The organism is Microcella sp., from assembly GCF_040286215.1.
Lineage (GTDB): Bacteria > Actinomycetota > Actinomycetes > Actinomycetales > Microbacteriaceae > Microcella.
The window spans coordinates 164787-182788 of the sequence record NZ_JAVKCK010000006.1 but is presented as its reverse complement, the minus strand read 5'-3'; the positions used below and the strand labels follow the sequence as shown (position 1 = coordinate 182788).

Below are 18002 nucleotides of genomic sequence, written 5' to 3'. Positions count from 1 at the left end.
GATGTGTCACAAACGCCGCGGTCAGCGGGTGGCGAGTCGGCGAAGCCGGGCGAGCAGCCCGATCACGGTGGCGAGGGCGCCCCGCTCCAGGCGCGAGCGCACGTCGGCGATCGCCGCGTTCCACAGTGCGTCGCTGTAGGTCGGGTAGGGGTGGGTGGCGCTGGAGATCGCGCTCGTGGTGAGGCCCGCGCTCACGGCCAGGCAGGCCTCCCCGAGGGACTCGCCCGCTCGGGGCCCGACGATGGTGGCCCCGCGCACGCGGCCGCGACGGTCGATCACGAGTCGGGTGAAGCCGCTCGTCTCGCTCTCCGCGATCGCGCGGTCGGTGTGCTCGTGCCGAATCTCGCTCACGGTGCACCCGTGGGAGGCGGCATCGTCGGGCAGCACGCCGACCGCGCCGACCTCGGGGTGGGTGAAGGTCACTCGCGGCACAGCATCACGGTCGATGCGCCGACGCAGGCCGAGCACCGCGTTGGTCGCCGCCGTGCTGCCGCCGACGCCGGCAAGGTGGGTGAAGGCCGGGAGCCCGGTCACATCACCAGCGGCCCAGATGCGTCGATTGCTCGAGCGCAGCGCATCGTCGACGTCGACGTAGCCCCGATCGTCGAGTCGCACGTGCGCGGCCGCGACGTCGAGGTCGTCCACTCGGGGGGTGCGCCCGAGGGCGACGAGGATGCGGTCGAAGGCCACCTCGCCGCCGACCGAGAGTGCCGCGGTGCCGCCGCCGCCCGGGGCGGGCTCGACCGACTCGAGCTCCGTGCGCGTGCGCACGTCGACGCCGTCGGCCGTCAAGGCAGCCTCGACGACCGCCGACGCGGCCTCATCCTCCTTCGGCAGGAGGCGCGCGTTGCGCTGCACCAGGGTCACGCGCGATCCCAACCGGGCAAACGCCTGCGCCAGCTCGCAACCGATGGCACCACCGCCGAGCACGAGCAGCCGGTCGGGGAGCTCGTCGATATCCCACACCGTCTCGCTCGTGAGCGCCTCGACGCGCTCGAGCCCGTCGATGCCGGGCATGACGGGCGCCGAGCCCGTGGCGATGATCGCCTGCCCGAAGCGGATGCGCTGACCGTCGACCTCCGCTTCGCGGCGGCCCACGAAGCGCACCGAGCCGCGCTCGACCCGAGCGCCGACGGACTCGAGCGCCTCAGGGGAGTCGTCCGGCTCGATCGCGCTGATCGCATCCCGCACGTGCCGCATGACGGCGGCGAAGTCGACCGCCACGACGCTCGCGCTCACGCCGAGCTCGGCGCTGGTGCGTGCGCGCGTGGCGGCGTCGGCGGCGGCGATCAACGACTTGGAGGGCACGCATCCGGTCCACAGGCAGTCTCCGCCCATGCGGTCACGCTCGACGAGCAGAACGTCGGCGCCGAAGCGCGCCGCTGTCTTCGCCGCGACGATGCCGGCGGTGCCGCCGCCGATCACGAGCAGGTCGACGGCGCGTTCGGAGCGAGTCTGAGTCATGCGCCGAGAGTATCGCTCTGCTCTGGCGTGCGCGTGAACGGCAGTGCCCACCGCCCTCGTCGGGTGCCGCCGTTGCTACGCTGACCAGTCGTGACCACTCTTCGCGACAGCGACGCATCCCCGGAGTACCGGGTTCGGCCGCTCTCCGCGGCGGACGCAGCCTTCCTCCAGCCGCTCAACGATGCCGCCGCTCCTGCTGTTCCCCTCACTCCGGTGCCGCAGCTCGCCGCCCTCATCGCTCTGTCGTCGCTCGCCCTCGGCGTCGAGAGGGGCGACGGCTCCCTCGTGGGCTTCGTGCTCGCACTCGCGCCCGGTGCGGACTACGCGAGCGAGAACTACCGCTTCTTCGAGTCGCGCGACGTCGACCACCTCTACGTCGACCGCATTGTCATCGCCGATGAGGAGCGCGGCCACGGGCTGGGGGCGCTTCTCTACGATGCCGTCTTCGACGCGGCGCGCGAGCAGGGCCGCGCCGAGGTGACCTGCGAGGTCAACCTTGACCCGCCGAATCCCGGCAGCATGGCCTTCCACCGTCGGCGAGGCTTCCGCGAGCTCGGCAGCCAGCCCACGAAGGGCGGCACCGTGACCGTGGCTCTCCTGAGCGCGCCGCTGTGACGCCGTCGGCACGGGGGCCTGCCTCCGACGAGTCGGCGGCGGCGCCCCTCACCGTCTCGATCGTCATCCCCGCGTTCAACGAGGAGCTCACGATCGGGCCGTGCGTGCTGGCCGCTCTCGCGCAGACCGTGCCAGCGCACGAGATCATCGTGGTCGACAACCGGTCGTCGGATCGCACGGCGGAGATCGTCGCGGAGCTGCAGGTCGAGCATCCGGATGCTCCTCTGCGGTACCTCCGGCAGTTCGACGAGCAGGGCCTCGTGCCCACGCGCAATCTCGGTCTCGACGCCGCGACCGGGCAGGTGATCGGGCGCATCGATGCCGACTCCGTGCTCGAGCCGACCTGGGTGGCGGAGGTGCAGCGGGCGTTCGCCGACGAGTCGGTGGCGGCGGCCACCGGGCCGGTGATCTACTACGACATGCCGTTGCGGCGATTCGGTCTGAAGGCCGACGACACCCTCCGGCGGGCCATGCTTCTGCTCGCTCGCGAGTATCACTTCGTCTTCGGCAGCAACATGGCGCTGCGCGATTCGGCCTGGCAGCGCATCCGCGGGGAGGTGTGTCGGGACGAGGAGGACCTCTTCCACGAGGACATCGACATTTCCGTGCACCTGCACGACTGCGGGCTCAAGGCCGTCTACGTGCCGACGATGGTGACCGGGATGTCGGCCCGGCGCATCGACGACAGCCCCCGCGACTACTACTCGTACGTGGGTCGGTTCGATCGCACCTACACGCACCATCGTGTGCGCAACCGCGCCCTGCGGGTGCCCGCCTGGGTGTTCCTCGCCGTCTACCCGGCGCTCAAGGGCATCCGCTGGGGGCAGAGCGAGATCGCGGCGCGGCGCCGGCCCGGCGTGCCGCCGACGGGGCCTGAGCTCGCCCCCGCTCAGTAGCGCAGGATCGCGACGGGATGCTCGATCTCATCCTCCTCGTCGACGAGGTGGATGCTGCCGCTCGCGCTGACCGTGTCGGCCACGAGCTCGGCGAGGCTCTCGTCCGGCTCATCAAGGCTCGACCGAGGCACGAAGAGCGACTCCACGCGGCCGTCTCTCGCCGCCGAGCGCACCGCACCCGGCCGGCTCGCACCGCGGCCGTCGCCCGAGCCGACGAGGGAGCGATAGCGGTCGAGCAGCTCGCGAAGGCTCTCTTCCGCCGCGGGCCGCAGCGCCTCCCACGCGCGCTCGTGCAGCTCCGTCTCGTCGAGACCGTCGGGATTCACCTCCACGTCTGCCGTCAGCAGTCCGGTCGGCCGCAGCCGACCGATGATGTCGGCGCCCGCGAGAAGCACGACGGGGGGCTTCTCCGCGGCCGTGACCCGCTCGAGCTCGCTCGCAATCCTCTGCACGAAGTCGTCGACACGGGTCTCCCGCCACTCGGGTGGGCCGTCTCCGTAGACCTGCGCGCGGCTGATATTGGCCGAGCCGGTGTTGGGGCGTGCGGGAGGACTCGCCTGCGCGGGCGCCTCGTAGTCGTTCTCGGCGGCGTCGTCGTCGACACCTGCGGGAAGGTCGACCTCGAGCTCGGTGAGGCTGTCGCGCGTCGCGCGGTAGAGGTGCGCGCCCGAGGCTGTCGCGGTGAGCACGAGAGCGCTGTCGTTCTCGACGACGAGGCGAAGGAGCGGCGCGGAGTGGAATCGTCCCCCCACGACGACGCGCTCATCCAGGGCGAAGGGGACCCTGTGCACGTGCACGCCCTCACCGCTCGCGAACACGGCCAGACCCGCGCTCTGGTGCTGCCAGAAGTCGTGATCGTCGAGCAGGTCGCGCGCGGGCGCGAGCATCGCGTCGATGCCGTCGTCGTCGATCCCGGAGTGCGAGAGCCCTCGCTCGGCCTCACGAAGGGCATTGCCGAAGCGGATGGGGTTCTGCGTCGTTTCCGTGCCCGTGATGTGCATGGGCAGAAGAATGGAGACACCCGGATCGGGCGTCGCGATGATGAGCTCGGTCACGTCGGCTCGACTGATCATGCTGCGCTCCTCTCGTCGGCGCCGCGCGCTGGCCTCGGCGCGGGGCGGCCCACGATAGCGAGGTCGTCTGGGCGGCTCTCAGGTTTCGCCCAGCTCTCGGCGGGTCGGCGAGCCGTCGCCCGCGGCGGTGACGGCCTCAGTCGCTGGGACGCTCGCGCGGCAGCCACTCCGCGGCGAGCACGGCCGCCTGCGTGCGTCGCTGCATGCCGAGCTTCGCGAAGATCGCGCTCACGTTGTTCTTGACCGTCTTCTCGGCGAGGAAGAGCCTGGCACCGATCTCCCGGTTCGAGAGCCCTTCGGCGATGAGCGCCAAGACGTCCTTCTCGCGCGGTGTGAGCGCGTCCAAAGGGGAGGGACCGTCGACGGTCTGGGTCAACCGCGCGGTGACGCGCTCGGTCACGCCCGGCTCGAGCAGCGACTCCCCGGTCGCGACGCGCCGGATCGCATCCACGAGTGCAGACGCCCTCAGCTCTTTGAGCAGATAGCCGTTGGCGCCGGCCAGCACGGCAGCGAGCACGGCCTCGTCGTCGTCGTACGACGTGAGGATCAGGCAGCCGATATCGGGGTCGAGGGACTTCACATCGCGACAGACGTCGATGCCGCTGCCGTCCGGGAGGCGGCCGTCGAGCACGGCGACGCGGGCTCCCGAGGCGAGGATCGCCGCGGCAGCACCTCGGGCGAGGCCCGCTTCGCCGACGACGACGATGCCGTCCTCGTGCTCGAGGAGATCGCTGAGACCACGGCGGACGATTTCGTGGTCGTCGAGGAGGAAGACGCTCACGGGCACACTCATCGTGCCTCCCACGGTACCGTCCAGCTGACCACGGTGCCGTGCGGATCCGCACCCGTCACGGCGAACTCTCCCGCGCGCTGCCGGGCTCGGGCGGCCAGATTGTCGAGGCCGCTGCGCCGAGAGTGCGCGGCGATGCCCACGCCGTCATCGGCCACGGTGACGGTCACCTGAGCCCCGCGCACGGCGATCGAGACGGCCACGCGGGAAGCGCGTGCGTGCCGGACGGCGTTCGAGAGGCTCTCCCGAACGACCGCCGCTACCTCGTCGCCGAGCTCGGTGTCGACGAGGGTGTCGACCGGGCCGGAGAACTCGAGCCGCGAGTCGAGCTCTTCGCCCTCGAGGGTCTGGCGCACGAGCGTGGTGATGCGGGTGCGCAGGCTGTAGTCGCTCGCTCCCGCAGGCGAATCCAGCCGGTAGATCGCGTGGCGAATCTGACGGATCGTCGCATCGATCGCTTCGACCTGGGCCGCGAGGCGGCCGCCCACCGGGGTGCGTGGATCGCCGACGACGCTCTGGAGCGAGAGGCCCACGGCGAACAGGCTCTGGATGACATGGTCGTGGAGGTCGCGCGCGATGCGGTCGCGCTCGTCGGCGAGGGCGATGCGCTCCTCGTCGCTGCGAATGCGGGCGAGCTCGCGCGCGATCGCGACGGAGCGCGCGAACCGCGTGATCGTCTCGCGCTCCGCGGCGGTGAAGGGGTGCCCGCGCTCGCCGCGCGCGACGGCGAGGGCACCGGGCTCCCCGTCAGGACCGCCCTCGAGAGGAACGATGAGCACGGGGCCGACCGGGGATCCGGCGGCGCGCCGCAGCAGTTCCGTTCGCGCATGCTCGTGAGCGTCGTCCGACGAGTCGATCGCGACGACCGTCGCGGTGCCGGTGAGCTCCGACACCACGTCCGTGACGGCTGTCAGATCGTCGGGGCCGAGCTCGCCCGCCAGCAGTCGCTGGTTGAGGCGCTCCGAGGCGGCGAGCCAGCGCCGGTCATCCCGCGATTGCTCGTATTGGCGGGAATTCGCGATCGCGGTGCCCGCCATCGCGGCGAGCGAGGCGATGACCGCCTCGTCCACATCGTCGAACGGGCCGTCGGCGCGCTCGGTCAGGTACAGGTTGCCGAACACGGCGTCGCCGACCGGAATCGGCACACCGAGAAACGATCCCATGGGTGGATGGTGCGCGGGGAACCCCACCGACCGCGCATCATCGGCCAGACGATCGAGCCGGATGCTCTTCCGCTCGCTGATGACGGCGCCGAGAATGCCCTTGCCGCTCGGGGGAGGTCCGAGCGCCGCCACCTGCTCAAGCGTGAAGCCGTCGTGGAGGAAGCGCTCGAGCCCGCCGTCCGGGGCGATGACGCCGAGGGCGCCGTAGCGCGCGCCGACGAGCTCTCGGGCGACCTCGACGATCCTCTGCAGGGCAGCGGTGAGGTCGAGCTCCTGCGTCACCGACCCCGCGGCGCTCAGCAGCACGGCGAGCCGATGGTGCCCCTCCTCGGGGCTCGAGGCACGGTCGAGCACGCGTCGTACGAGTGCTTCGATCGCGACGCTCGTCGTCGGGCTCGTCAGCGGCGGGCGCCGCGAGGATGACGTCACGGGGCTCCGTCGGGATGGTTCATCGAACGGTCGACCGCACGGCGCTCCGCCCCCACCGGAATCGGCGTGAGGCGCCCCTCGGGGGCGTCCTTGACGAGGAACGGCCTCAGCTCCACCGGCTCGATCTCTGCGTCGCGTCGCTTCGCCTGACGGCCGCGGTAGATGAGGTTGAGCACCTCGACGCTGATCGCGAAGGCGATCGGGCCGTAGATGAGTGCCTTGTCGACGTGGACGTCGAGGCCCTCGGCGATGAGGGTGGTGCCGATGAGCACCAGGAAGGCGAGCGCCAGGATCTTCACGGTGGGGTGCTTGTTGACGAAGTCGCTGATCGTCTTCGCGGTGAAGAGCATGAGGACGATCGCGAGGACCACGGCGGCGATCATCACCCACAACTCGTCCACCATGCCGACCGCCGTGATGACCGAGTCGAGTGAGAAGACGATGTCGATGAGGAGGATCTGCACGATCACCCCGCCGAAGGTCACCGCCTTGCTCGGTGCGCCCGACGCGTGCTCCTTCTCGCCTTCCAGCTTCTCGTGAATCTCGATGACCGCCTTGTAGACGAGAAACAGTCCTCCGATGATCAGGATCAGGTCTCGGCCCGAGATGCCCATACCGAGCACGCTGAACAGATCGGCCGTGAGACCGATGATCCAGCTCGCCGCGAAGAGCAGGGCGATGCGCATGAGCATTGCGAGCGAGAGACCGGTGATGCGCGCGCGATTCTGCTGCTCCGGAGGAAGCTTGCTCGCCAGGATGGAGATGAAGATGACGTTGTCGATGCCCAGGAGGATCTCCAGGACGAGCAGCGTCGCGAACGCGATGAGCAGCTCGGGGCTGAAGACGAAGTCGAGTTCCATGCCCGCGATCCTAGCGAGTGCGGATACACTGGCGTTCGTACACGGGAGTCCGGTGGAACCGGGCTGAGAGGAAGCGTAAGAGACGCTTCGACCGTCGAACCTGATCCGGATCATGCCGGCGCAGGGAGGACTCCATCTCACATCACCCGTGCCGCACCGATTCGCGGGCCGTGCGAGCGTGCCCGCGCAGAGCGAAAGGCACACCCTCATGGCTGCTCCAGAACCCGCCACCGCCACCGCCACCAGCTCCCCCCGCCCCTCGATGCGCTGGAGGGTCGTCGACATCGTGATCGCGAGCGTCCTCGGCGTCGCCGGCGGGCTCGTCTTCGTGCTGTGGAACCTCGCCTACAACCCCGTCACGGCGCCGCTGGAGGCCTTCCTGCCTGGCCTGCAGGCGCTCTTCCACGGCGTCTGGCTCTTTCCGGGCGTGCTCGTCGCCCTGATCGTGCGTAAGCCCGGCGCGGCGCTGTACGGCGAGATCGTCGCGGCGAGCGCCTCGGTGCTCATCAGCGGAACCGAGTGGGGCCCCCTCACGCTGCTCTCCGGCCTCGTGCAGGGTCTCGGTGCCGAGCTCGTTCTCGCGATCCTTCTCTACAAGGCTTGGGGCCTCGTACCGGCGATCGTCGCCGGGGCGGGCGCCGGCGTGGGCATGGTCGTCCTCGACCTCATCGTCTGGTACCCGGGCGCGGCTGTCGAGTTCGCCATGATCTATGCCGTGAGCGGCATCCTCTCGGGAGCGGTGTTCGCCGGCCTCGGCTCCTGGCTGATCATGCGCGGGCTGGCCCGCACGGGCGCGCTCAGCCGCTTCGCGGCCGGACGCGAGCTCGGCTCGCGTGCCGAATCCTGACGCGATGACGCGGGACGCGGCGCACGGGGAATCCCCGCACGCCGCGTCCCTCGCCGCGCACGACTGGAGCTGGACCCCCGCCGGCCGGCGCCAGCCCGTGCTCGACGGCCTCGACGTGAGCATCTCGCCCGGCGAGCGGGTGCTGCTGCTGGGAGCCTCCGGCAGCGGCAAGTCGACGCTGCTGCAGGCGTGGGCGGGCGTGCTCGGCGGCGACGATGAAGGTCTGCAGCGTGGCGCACTGACCGTCGACGGCATCGCGGTCGGCGCCGTGCGGGGACGCACGGGCCTGCTGCTGCAGGATCCCGATGCACAGCTCGTGCTCGCGCGCACCGGTGACGATGTCGCCTTCGGGCCCGAGAACCTCGGCGTACCGCTCGAGACGATCGCGCACCGTGTGCCGGAGTCTCTCAGCGCGGTGGGACTCGAGGGAGTGAGTACCGACCACGACACGACCCGGCTCTCGGGCGGCCAGAAGCAGCGGCTCGCTCTGGCGGGTGTGCTGGCGATGCGCCCCGGCGCGCTCCTGCTCGATGAGCCGACGGCGCAGCTCGACCCGGCCGGGGTGCACGAGGTGGCCGCGGCGGTGGCAGGGCTCCTCGAGCACCGGCAGATGACGCTCGTCGTCGTCGAGCACCGCGTCGACGTGTGGGCGCCGCTCGTCGACCGCGTCATCGTGCTCGAGCAGGGTCGGGTCGTCGCCGATGGTCCGGTCGCGCGCGTGCTGCGGGATCGCGGCGTGCCGCTCGCGCGCGGAGGCGTGTGGGTTCCCGGGCACGAGCCCGAGCATCCTGCTCCGGCTCCACGGCCGCCCGGCCAGACGCTCCTCGCGGCGCGCCACCTCGCCCTGCGCCAGCCCGGCGGCGAGGTCTTCGCGCGGGGGATCGACCTCGAGGTGCGTGCAGGTGAGGTCGTCGCGCTCACCGGCCCCAACGGGTCGGGCAAGAGCACACTGCTGCTCGCCCTTGCTGGGCTCATGCCCAGCGCCGACGGGCGCGTGGAGGTCGCGCAGCACGGCGAACCGGCCGGGTGGAGCTCCCGCGAGCTGGTCGCGCGGCTCGGCGTCGTGTTCCAGAACCCCGAGCATCAGTTCGTCAGCGCCACCGTGCGCGACGAGCTCGCCGTGGGGCCCCGGGCGCTCGGCGAGGAGCCCGCGCGCATCGAGCAGCGGGCGGTTGCGCTGCTCGACCAGCTGCGGCTCGCGCCCCGCGCCGGGGCGAGCCCGTACACCCTGAGCGGTGGCGAGCAACGTCGCCTCTCCGTGGCGACGGCCCTCGCGACGGCGCCGCCGATCCTGCTGCTCGACGAGCCCAGTTTCGGGCAGGATTCTCGCACCTGGGCCGAGCTCGCCGCACTGCTCGCGGCGCACCGCGACGCCGGAGGTGCGGTCGTCATGGCGACGCACGATCGCGCCCTCGTCGACGCACTGCACGCCCGCGAAGTGCGCCTGCCGCCCGTCGACCACGCGTCCACTCCCGTTGCGCCGCGCCAGACTGCTCGACCGCCGCTCGTCGACCGCATCAACCCCGTGGCGGCGCTCGCGGCCTCGCTCATCCCCGCACTGCTGCTGGTCATCTCGATCGACCCGGTCTCCGCGGCGACGGCGCTCGCACTCCAGCTGCTGCTGCTTCCACTGCTCGGGGTGCCCGTGCGCACGCTCGCGCGCCGGAGCCTCCCCATCCTCATCGCGGCCCCTTTCACGGCGCTCACGATCGTGCTCTACGGGCGACCCTCGGGCGAGGTGTACGTCGAGTTCCTGCTCGTGCGCATCAGCGACGGCTCGATCGAGCTCGCCCTCGCGACTCTGCTGAGGGTGCTCGCCATCGGTCTGCCCGCGATCGCGCTCTTCTCGCGACCCGACGCGACCCGCCTGGGTGATGCCCTCGGCCAGACCCTGCGGCTGCCAGCCCGTTTCGTGCTCGGTGCGGTCGCTGCTCTGCGCCTCGTGACGCTGCTGCGCGGCGACGCGGCGACGCTCGAGCGGGCGCGCCGCGCCCGAGGCCTGGGCGACCGCGGGCGCATCCGCCGGTTCGCCGGCATCCTGCTCGGGCTGCTCGTGCTGTCGCTGCGGCGCGGCTCCGCTCTCGCCATCGGCCTGGAGGCCCGCGGGTTCGGCGCGCCCGTTCGCCGCACCTGGACGCGCCCCGCCACGTGGACGGCGCTCGACACGGTCGTCGTCGTGTTCGGGATGCTCGTCTCGAGCGTCGCGCTCGCCGTGGCCGTGTTCACGGGAAGCTTCACGGGTGTCCTCCGCTGACGGCGCCCGCCCGCGACTCACCCTCGTCGACGGGCGGTCGGGCTCGGGCAAGACCACCTGGGCCACCGCGCTCGCAGGGGCGAGCGGGGCGCAGCTGCTGAGCCTCGACGACGTCTACCCCGGGTGGGACGGCCTTGAGGCGGCGGAGTCGCACGTGCTCCACCATGTGCTGCGGGCAATCGCTGACGGGCGCACGCCTCGGTGGCGGGCATGGAACTGGGCGGATGCCCGGCCCGGCCCGTGGCACGAGCTCGACCCACGGCGACCGCTCGTGATCGAGGGCTGCGGCGCGATCAGTACGGCGGCTCGCTCCCTCGCCGACCACGCCGTCTGGATCGAGCTCCCCGACGAGGTCGAGCGGCAGCGCCGCGCGGTTGCGCGGGACGGGGAAGAGTTCGCGCGCCACTGGCAGCGGTGGGCGCGGCAGGAGGAGTGGCACGCCCACCTGCACGACCCGCGCGGGGTCGCCGACGAACTCGTGCCGGGCTGAGAGCTGGCCCTCAGCCCGTCCAGCGGCCGATGACCGTCGCCGGATCGGCGAAGCGCCAGGCGACGCCCGGCTGCGCGATCGTGGCCCCCGCCACGAGTGGGGAGACCTGCTCACCGTCGGGGGTCGAGACGACGAGGCGCCCGACGGTCGTGCCCTCGAGCACCGTCTGGCGCTCGGGCACGTCGAGGCGCACGTCGATCGTGCTGGCGTCCAGCTGGGTGACGGCGATCGCGTCACGGGCGATGATGCTCGAGCTCTGGCCCCACGACGATCGCAGCTCGCCGACGCTGGCGCCCGCCTCGACGAGGGTCGTCGGCGCGACGACATCGGCGAGGGAGGCGATCAGCGCGCGCACGGCCTCCTCCGCCCGGGGGTAGCCTGGCTGGCCCTGCAGCGCGAGAGCGACGGGCACAGCCGACTCGGGGTCCGCGCCGACCGGTACGACGGGCACGGCCAGGAGCAGCACGACACCGGCCGCATCCGTGTAGGTGCGGGCAAGACCGATCGCTCCGGTGTCGACCACGTACGCGGCCTCATCGCCCCATGTTGCGCCCGAGGTGGCGCTGAGCGGACGGTCGGACATGAGCTCACCGAGCACGGGGTGCGCGAGGGTGAGCTGGGCCAGCCGCGCGAGGTCGTGCGCCGTCGAGACGTTGCCCGAGTCGAGGCCCGTCGCGTCGACGACGTCGGTATCCGAGAGCCCGGCGACGTCGAGCCACTTCGCGGCCGCCGCCGTGTAGGTGCCGAGGCCGCCGAAGACCTCCAGCATGAGCAGCTCGGCGGTGTTGTTGCCCGAGCCGATGACGGTCGCCGCGAGCAGGTCGCGGCGCGTCCAGACCTGCCCCTGCTGCACGGGCACGGTGCGCGCGCCGGCCGCCGAGAGCTCGCGGAAGCGGGCCGCGGTCGCGGCATCGATCTCGACGGCCTCGCCGGTGCGTCCCGCCTCGATCGGCTCAGCGTCGAGGGCGACGTGCGCGAGCACGAGTTTGGCGACACCCGCCATCGGCCGCGGCTCGACGTCGCCGGCGAGAACCGGCTCGCCTGAGGGCAGCGACACCGCCGCCGCGCCGGCCTCTGGCAGCACGAGCTGGTCGAGCGAGGCGCCCACCCCGCTCACGTCGAGTGCGCGCGATTCCACGCTCAGCGCCGGCAGCGGACTCAGGAGCGCTGCGGCAGCGTAGGCGGCCCCGCCGACCACGACGACGGCGATCACGCCGCTCACGATCGCGCGCGCGCGCCGCGCACCGCTGCTCACGCCCACCCCAGGCGATGCAGTTCGTCGTCGTCGATGCCGTAGAAGTGGGCGATCTCGTGCACGAGGGTGACGTGGATCTGCGCGCGCAATTCCTCGAGATCGCCGTCGGCGGCCGCGAGCAGAGGCTCCCGGAAGAGGATGATGCGGTCGGGCAGCTCGCCGAAGCCGTACTGGCCGCGATCGGTGAGCGCCACCCCCTCGTACAGCCCTAGCAGGTCGAGAGAGCCGTCCTCGGGTCTCGACTCCGTGACGAAGATGACGTTGTCGAGACCCTCCACCATCTCGTCGGGCAGCGCGTCGAGCTCCTCCACGACGAGCCGCTCGAACGCGGCCTCGTCCAGGTCGAGCGCGGAGGGCTCACTCGACACCGTCGTCACCGTTCCCGAGACCGCTCCCGTCACCGTCGAGCGCCCGCACGAGGTCATCCTGAATCCACGCGAGCCAGTCGTAGAGCTCCTGCAGACCTGGCTCCGACGTCGTGCCCTCATCGCCGTCGACGACGATGCCGATGCGGTCGGCGATCACGAGCCGCAGGTCGCCCACGGCGCGCACCCAGTCGAGCGCGTCGTCCGCGTCGATCGTGATCGTCGACGGCTCGGCGGCCGCGGCGGGGCCCGCGAGAGCCCTGCTGAGGGTGGCCGCATGCGCGACCTTGCGCTCGACCAGCCCGCGACGGCTCAGCCGCCGCCACTCCTCCGCGGCGTCCGGGTCATCGCGGTAGGCATCGGGCAGCAGTCGACGCACCGCTCCGTCCGCGAGAGCATCCGGTTCGAGGCTGTCGGCGAGCAGAGACTGCAGTTGACGGCTCAGCGAGAGCAGGATGCGCGCCTCCTCCGGCTCCAGTACGGCCTGCCACCCCGCCGCCGTCGGCTGGAAGCCCCTCATCGCGGAGCCCGCTCGACGGTCGCCCAAAGCCCGTACTCGTGCATCGCCTCCACATGCCGCTCCATAGCCTCGCGGTTGCCCTCGGCCACCGTGGCCCGACCGTCGGTGTGCACGGCGAGCATCGCGCGCTCGGCGTCCTCGCGCGAAATGCCGAAGTGCCGGCGGAACACCCACGAGACATAGCTCATGAGGTTCACCGGGTCGTTCCAGATCACCGTCGACCACGGAACCTGCGAGGCATGGAGTGTCTGCTCGTCGAGCCTCTCGGCGACGGACGAGGAGGTGCCGGCGGGGGGAGTCACCCCACCAGTCTCCCGCAGCCTCCTGCAGAAACGCGCCGGGACGCGGGGTGGGAGTGCGATCGGGCCCGGGAGGATCCCGGGCCCGATCGATGAGTGGGGTGAGTAACGGGGCTTGAACCCGCGGCCTCCTCGACCACAACGAGGCGCTCTACCAGCTGAGCTATACCCACCGTGCCATCGTGCTCGCGCACGCTGCCGCCCCAGTGTATTACAGGCGAGGCTCCCACTTCTGCACGATGTCGGCCGCAACCGCTTGGGCCTCGTCAGAACTGGGCCCCGGCTCGGCGACGAAGCCTGCCCGGCGGTAGTAGTCGAGCTCGCGGATCGACTCGAGAATGTCGGCCATGGCGCGGTGGCCGCCGTCCTTCGCCGGCGCATTGAAGTAGATGCGGGGAAACCAGCGGCGCACGAGCTCCTTGATGGAGGAGACGTCGACGCTGCGGTAGTGCAGGTGCGCGTCGACCTCGGGGAGGGAGCGGGCAAGGAACGCTCGATCGGTGCCGATCGTGTTGCCCGCCAGGGGAGACTGACCGGCGGTCGGAACATGCTCGGTGAGGTACGCCATGATCTGCGCCTGGGCATCGTCGAGCGGCACGCCTTCGGGAAGCTCGTCGAGAAGCCCGCTCGAGGCGTGCATGTCGCGCACGAAATCGCTCATGCTCGCGAGACCGCGCTCGGTCGGGGCGATCACGATCGAGAAGCCCTCGTGCACGGGCTCGAGATCGTAGTTCGTGACGACCACCGCGACCTCGATGAGGTCGTCGACGGCGAGATCGAGCCCCGTCATCTCGCAGTCGATCCAGACGAGACGATCGGTAGCGGCACTCACCCGGGCAGTCTAGCCGTCGCCCGCCGACGCTCGAGGGCGGCTGCCCAGCTCGACGAACGGAAGCCCGAGCACGTGAACCGCGCGAGTGCCCAGCTGGCGGTGACCGTCCTCCCCGAGCTGCACGCGATCACCGGAGCCGAGTGGCCGCAGGCGTGCATCGCGCAGCGACCAGGCGTCAACGACTGACGCGTCGTGGGTGCGGGCGATCGACCACAGCTCGGCCGTGAACTCGGCCGTGCGCACACGCCGTCTTCGGGGCACGATCGCGGTTGCCGGGTTCAGGCACGTCGCGAGGACGACGTCGATACCGGCCGCGGCCAGAACGCGCACGCCCGACTCGAGGCGGCGGGCGAGCGGAGCGGGCCGTGCAGAACCATCCAGAAGCTCCGAGGTGCCGATGAGGATCGTCACAAGATCGGCGCCCTCGGCGATCGCCCGAGGAACCTGGTCGTGCACGACGTGCTCGACCGTGGCGCCGGGGCGTGCGAGCGAGCATCCGCGAGCCGCTTCGCCGCGCAGTCGCGCCACGCTCTCCACCGCGAGGGCCACGCGGTCCGTCCACGACCACGCCGGGGAGTCGAACGCGAGATCGCTCGCACCGCGACGCATGACGCTCACCGAGTCGCCGAGCGCGCAGTAGTTCCCCCAGCGTGCCATCCCACGAGTCTCACCCCTGCGGGTGAACACGCGGCGACACGCGCGCGGTCGAGAATTAGAGGTCACACAGTATTCATCCGGCGTTCGCCTCCTTACGCGAGACGCGGCGCGTTCGCGTTGCACGCCAACACCAGCGTGCGCGGATGCTGCGCCTCTAGGCTCGACCCATGCGTCTTGAGCTCTTCACGTCAGCGTTCTGCGAGCCCTGCCACCGCGCGCGCGATGTCGTCGCCGAGGCCGCTCGGCTCGTGTCGGCGCTGCACTGGGAAGATCTCGACGTGGCCCACCACCTCGAACGCGCAGAATCGCGGGGCGTCACGCGCACCCCCACCGTTGTGATCCTCGACGACGACGGCGAGGTGGTCATTCAGGCCGACGGAGTTCCGCCGCTGCCGCGGCTGCTCGCCGCACTCGCTTCCGCGGCCGACTGAACCCTGTCCTCGTCCACCTCGTCCGTCTCCGCCGCTGCCGCGGTCGCCGGTGCCGCGACGCGCTCGACGAACCATGATGCGAACGTCGCCGTCACCGAGCCCAGCAGGGCGATGCCTGCGACCATGAGGCCTGCCGCGACCAGTCGACCGGCCGTCGTGACGGGGTACAGATCGCCGTAGCCGACCGTCGTAATCGTCACGAATGCCCACCAGATCGCGTCGCCGAAGGAGGTGATGAGGGCGCCGGGCGCATCCTGCTCCACGTCGAGGATCGCAACCGAGGCGATGAGGATGAGCATGCTCGACGCGGTCACCAAGTACATGGTCACCTGTCCGCGGAACGCGCTCGCCTTGCTCAGCAGTCCTACGAGACTGATCAGGCGGATGAGGTACAGCGGCCGGAAGAACGGCAGGATCACGATCGCCAGCAGGTGCAGATGCCGCACGAACCACTGCACACGATTCGTGGTCAGTGCGAGGCGCATGACGTAGTCGAGCACGAAGACGGCCCAGATGATCACGAGCACCACCTCGATCGCGATCTCCAAAGCGGTGGGCGGTTCACCGATCACGAGCCAGGCGTAGATGCCGAAGAAGACGAGAGCGGCGGCCGCGAGCGGCCACTCCGAGACGCGGGTCCAGTGTGCGTAGGTCATCACCCGAGGCTACGGAATCACCGTCCGACTCGGCCAGAGGCGGCGGGCGACCAGTATCCTGGTCGCGCGCGATGCCCCCGTAGCTCAGCGGATAGAGCAGGAGCCTTCTAATCTCTTGGTCGCAGGTTCGATTCCTGCCGGGGGCGCGGAGCGAGTCTCGCGGTGCTGTCTCATCTCTTGGTCGCAGGTTCGATTCCTGCCGGGGGCGCGGAGCGAGTCTCGCGGTGCCGCTCTAGCAGCGGCGCAGCTGGGCCACCCGAACGGAGAGCACTCCGGTACCCCCGAGCAACCGCACCTCGTCCGCTCCGAGGTTCGCGATCGCGGCGAGCACGGCGCGGGGCACGCACGTGGCAGGAACCGTGAACATCGGCCCCGGTTCGAGGGTGGCGAGCACACCTCCCGCCAGCGCGTCAGGGAAGGAGTACGCGTTCGTGAGGTAGACGAACTCGCTCGAGGAGAACGCGGACGCATTCACGGCGACAGCGGTGGCGATGCGATCAGCGCCGGCCAGACGCTCAGCCGCCGCGCGCTCGTCGAGCGAGCGGAACATGCTGGCCGAGACAGCCCCGGTGCCTCCCACGACCTGGATGCTCGTTGCACCGAGCTCCGCGAGGAGCGCGCTCGTGGCGGAGTCGACGCGTGCCGCCGTGCCCGGCACCAGGACGACCGGGGCTGGTGCTGAGCCGGCGGCGGCACCCGCGGCCAGGGCATCGGCGAAACCCGCACCAGTGGCGATGTACACGGTCGCCGCACCGGGAAGGCCACCGTCATCGTTGGAGGTGAATCCGAGCCTGGTCACCGCTCGGGAGGTCTCGTAGCGGTCTGATCCGAACACGCGGTCGATCTCGGGGGCGAGGTCGGCGAGGGCTGAGTAGACCCGCGCTGACACGGCGCCTGTGCCGCCGACCACCCAGATCTTGTCGGGCTTCAATCGTGAGAGCTCGGCTCGTACCGAGCTGGGGAGCGTCGTCGGGCTGGTCAGCAGGAGGGGTCCGCCCAGCGCGGCCGCTGCCGGACCCGCGCTGAGCGCGTCAGGGAAATTCACGCCGGAGGCGATGAACACGACGGGAGTGCCGTCGACGGGGTCGGGGAAGGCCGCGCGCGAGATGGCGATGGCTGTGGCATACCTGTCGTCTCCCGAGATGCGGGCGATGCGCTGCGGGCTGCCGGTCAGACGTTCGCCGATCCACGAGGCGAAGTAGCTCACCTCGGTGTACACGCCGGGGAACGATGCTTCGGCGCATCCGACTCCCCAGCTGGTGACTCCCGCGAGAACCCAACGGCCCTCATGGAGGTACGTGAGCGGCCCGCCGCTGTCGCCCTGGCAGGTGTCGGCGCTGAACGTCGGTGACGCGGCGCACAGGGCGGTCGGCTTCAGGATGCTGCCGTATGCAGACAGAGCCGCGCCGCACGGGTTGTCGGCGACGGCCTGCAGGGTTGCCGTGCGAAGCTTCGTCGGCCAGACGGGAGCATCCTGGTCTCGTGACGTGCTGCCCCACCCGGTGACGACGACGGGGTCGCCTGCTGCGGGGGAGGTCTCGGCGATCGCGATCGGCTCTGTGCGGCCCTCGACCAGGGTCAGGGGTGATGCCAGACGCACGATGGCGAGGTCGTACAGATACTGCCGGTCATCCCACTCCGAATGCACCTCGATGGACGCGACGGCAAGGCCCGTGCTCGTGGACGTGCTGAGCTCGGATGTGCCCACCACGATGCGCAGCTGCGATGGTGGGAGCGGGCCGACGTCAGGATCGTCGACGCAGTGCGCCGCGGTGACGATCTCCCACGAGGAGACGATCGACCCGCCGCAGAACTGACCCTGGAAGTCGTTGTAGCCGGCGAAGACGAGGGCGGCCTGCCACGGTGCGGCAGAGATCGCGATGGGCGAGCCTCCGACGATCGACGGGTCGTAGGCGTCATCACCGGCAGTGCGCCCTACCGCGGCGGGGGCCATCGCGACCGAGAGGACGACGCCTCCCAGAGCAGTCAGGGCGGCAGCGACGCGCGCTCGGCGCGCAGACAGGAAGGACACGAGGCGTCTCACTTTCCTACAGCAGGTATCGCGGCGCCTCGAGGGTGATGCGTCATCGTCACCCTAAACGGTGA

19 protein-coding genes, 2 tRNA genes and 1 riboswitch are annotated in these 18002 nt (G+C 70.9%); of the genes, 7 read left to right on the top strand and 14 right to left on the bottom strand.

The features are described from left to right. Positions 1–21: 21 nt before the first annotated feature. Positions 22–1464 (bottom strand): dihydrolipoyl dehydrogenase family protein, encoded by a 1443-nt coding sequence (locus RJQ01_RS03230; protein WP_350475272.1) that lies wholly within the window; start codon positions 1462–1464, stop codon positions 22–24. Positions 1465–1554: 90 nt separating this feature from the next. On the opposite strand from RJQ01_RS03230, the gene RJQ01_RS03225 reads away from it, so the two are divergent. Further along, positions 1555–2079, top strand: a complete 525-nt coding sequence (locus tag RJQ01_RS03225; RefSeq protein ID WP_350475271.1) for a GNAT family N-acetyltransferase — start codon at positions 1555–1557, stop codon at positions 2077–2079. Then, positions 2076–2975: a glycosyltransferase family 2 protein gene (locus RJQ01_RS03220; protein ID WP_350475269.1), complete on the top strand. Its 900-nt coding sequence runs from the start codon at positions 2076–2078 to the stop codon at positions 2973–2975. The genes RJQ01_RS03225 and RJQ01_RS03220 overlap by 4 nt, the downstream gene beginning before the upstream one ends. Here RJQ01_RS03220 and RJQ01_RS03215 read toward each other — a convergent pair. The 4 genes from RJQ01_RS03215 to RJQ01_RS03200 form a co-directional block, all read right to left on the bottom strand. After that, entirely contained in the window at positions 2969–4048 is a 1080-nt protein-coding gene (locus RJQ01_RS03215) for a baeRF3 domain-containing protein (protein ID WP_350475268.1), read from the bottom strand. The two genes, RJQ01_RS03220 and RJQ01_RS03215, sit on opposite strands and share 7 nt — an antisense overlap. A gap of 136 nt (positions 4049–4184) precedes the next feature. Continuing rightward, positions 4185–4841 carry a response regulator gene (locus RJQ01_RS03210; protein ID WP_350475267.1) on the bottom strand — a complete coding sequence of 219 codons (657 nt, stop codon included), beginning with the start codon at positions 4839–4841 and terminating at the stop codon, positions 4185–4187. Then, on the bottom strand, positions 4838–6430 hold the full coding sequence (locus tag RJQ01_RS03205) for a GAF domain-containing sensor histidine kinase (RefSeq protein ID WP_350475266.1): 1593 nt from the start codon (positions 6428–6430) through the stop codon (positions 4838–4840). Before RJQ01_RS03205 ends, RJQ01_RS03210 begins: the two co-directional genes overlap by 4 nt. After that, on the bottom strand, positions 6427–7290 hold the full coding sequence (locus RJQ01_RS03200; RefSeq protein ID WP_350475264.1) for a TerC family protein: 864 nt from the start codon (positions 7288–7290) through the stop codon (positions 6427–6429). The genes RJQ01_RS03205 and RJQ01_RS03200 overlap by 4 nt, the downstream gene beginning before the upstream one ends. Positions 7291–7321: 31 nt before the next feature. Continuing rightward, positions 7322–7434: riboswitch (TPP riboswitch) on the top strand. 64 nt (positions 7435–7498) lie between these two features. On the opposite strand from RJQ01_RS03200, the gene RJQ01_RS03195 reads away from it, so the two are divergent. From RJQ01_RS03195 to RJQ01_RS03185, 3 genes are read left to right on the top strand one after another with little or no spacing between them, the layout of a single operon-like run. Next, on the top strand, positions 7499–8137 hold the full coding sequence (locus RJQ01_RS03195) for an ECF transporter S component (RefSeq protein WP_350475263.1): 639 nt from the start codon (positions 7499–7501) through the stop codon (positions 8135–8137). A 4-nt stretch (positions 8138–8141) separates the two neighbouring features. Next, positions 8142–10391, top strand: a complete 2250-nt coding sequence (locus tag RJQ01_RS03190) for an ATP-binding cassette domain-containing protein (protein WP_350475262.1) — start codon at positions 8142–8144, stop codon at positions 10389–10391. Beyond that, the gene (locus RJQ01_RS03185) at positions 10378–10881 is read left to right on the top strand and encodes an AAA family ATPase (RefSeq protein WP_350475261.1); all 504 of its coding nucleotides are present in this window, start codon (positions 10378–10380) and stop codon (positions 10879–10881) included. Before RJQ01_RS03190 ends, RJQ01_RS03185 begins: the two co-directional genes overlap by 14 nt. 10 nt (positions 10882–10891) lie before the next feature. Here the strand turns inward: RJQ01_RS03185 and RJQ01_RS03180 are convergent, their stop codons facing one another. From RJQ01_RS03180 to RJQ01_RS03150, 7 genes are all read right to left on the bottom strand, one after another. Continuing rightward, complete coding sequence (locus RJQ01_RS03180; RefSeq protein ID WP_350475260.1) at positions 10892–12136, bottom strand: D-alanyl-D-alanine carboxypeptidase family protein; 1245 nt, start codon at positions 12134–12136, stop codon at positions 10892–10894. Then, the gene (locus tag RJQ01_RS03175; protein ID WP_350475259.1) at positions 12133–12504 is read right to left on the bottom strand and encodes a metallopeptidase family protein; all 372 of its coding nucleotides are present in this window, start codon (positions 12502–12504) and stop codon (positions 12133–12135) included. Before RJQ01_RS03175 ends, RJQ01_RS03180 begins: the two co-directional genes overlap by 4 nt. After that, positions 12494–13021 (bottom strand): DUF2017 family protein, encoded by a 528-nt coding sequence (locus RJQ01_RS03170; RefSeq protein ID WP_350475258.1) that lies wholly within the window; start codon positions 13019–13021, stop codon positions 12494–12496. The genes RJQ01_RS03175 and RJQ01_RS03170 overlap by 11 nt, the downstream gene beginning before the upstream one ends. Then, positions 13018–13323 carry an ATP-dependent Clp protease adapter ClpS gene (gene clpS / locus RJQ01_RS03165; RefSeq protein ID WP_350475257.1) on the bottom strand — a complete coding sequence of 102 codons (306 nt, stop codon included), beginning with the start codon at positions 13321–13323 and terminating at the stop codon, positions 13018–13020. The genes RJQ01_RS03170 and clpS overlap by 4 nt, the downstream gene beginning before the upstream one ends. Positions 13324–13417: 94 nt before the next feature. Continuing rightward, positions 13418–13493: transfer RNA gene (locus RJQ01_RS03160), tRNA-His, on the bottom strand. A 38-nt stretch (positions 13494–13531) separates the two neighbouring features. Further along, the gene (gene orn / locus RJQ01_RS03155; protein ID WP_350475256.1) at positions 13532–14152 is read right to left on the bottom strand and encodes an oligoribonuclease; all 621 of its coding nucleotides are present in this window, start codon (positions 14150–14152) and stop codon (positions 13532–13534) included. Positions 14153–14161: 9 nt separating this feature from the next. Then, positions 14162–14809, bottom strand: coding sequence for a GDSL-type esterase/lipase family protein (locus RJQ01_RS03150; protein ID WP_350475255.1), 648 nt, complete (start codon positions 14807–14809; stop codon positions 14162–14164). Positions 14810–14976: 167 nt separating this feature from the next. Between RJQ01_RS03150 and RJQ01_RS03145 the strand changes: the two genes are divergently transcribed. Next, on the top strand, positions 14977–15240 hold the full coding sequence (locus RJQ01_RS03145; RefSeq protein ID WP_350475254.1) for a thioredoxin domain-containing protein: 264 nt from the start codon (positions 14977–14979) through the stop codon (positions 15238–15240). On the opposite strand, the gene RJQ01_RS03140 is transcribed toward RJQ01_RS03145, so the two are convergent. After that, positions 15177–15896: a potassium channel family protein gene (locus RJQ01_RS03140; RefSeq protein ID WP_350475253.1), complete on the bottom strand. Its 720-nt coding sequence runs from the start codon at positions 15894–15896 to the stop codon at positions 15177–15179. The genes RJQ01_RS03145 and RJQ01_RS03140 overlap by 64 nt on opposite strands. A gap of 73 nt (positions 15897–15969) precedes the next feature. Here RJQ01_RS03140 and RJQ01_RS03135 point away from each other — a divergent pair. Next, positions 15970–16042 (top strand) — tRNA-Arg (locus RJQ01_RS03135). A gap of 86 nt (positions 16043–16128) precedes the next feature. On the opposite strand, the gene RJQ01_RS03130 is transcribed toward RJQ01_RS03135, so the two are convergent. Next, positions 16129–17940 (bottom strand): trypsin-like serine protease, encoded by a 1812-nt coding sequence (locus RJQ01_RS03130; protein ID WP_350475252.1) that lies wholly within the window; start codon positions 17938–17940, stop codon positions 16129–16131. Positions 17941–18002: the final 62 nt, after the last annotated feature.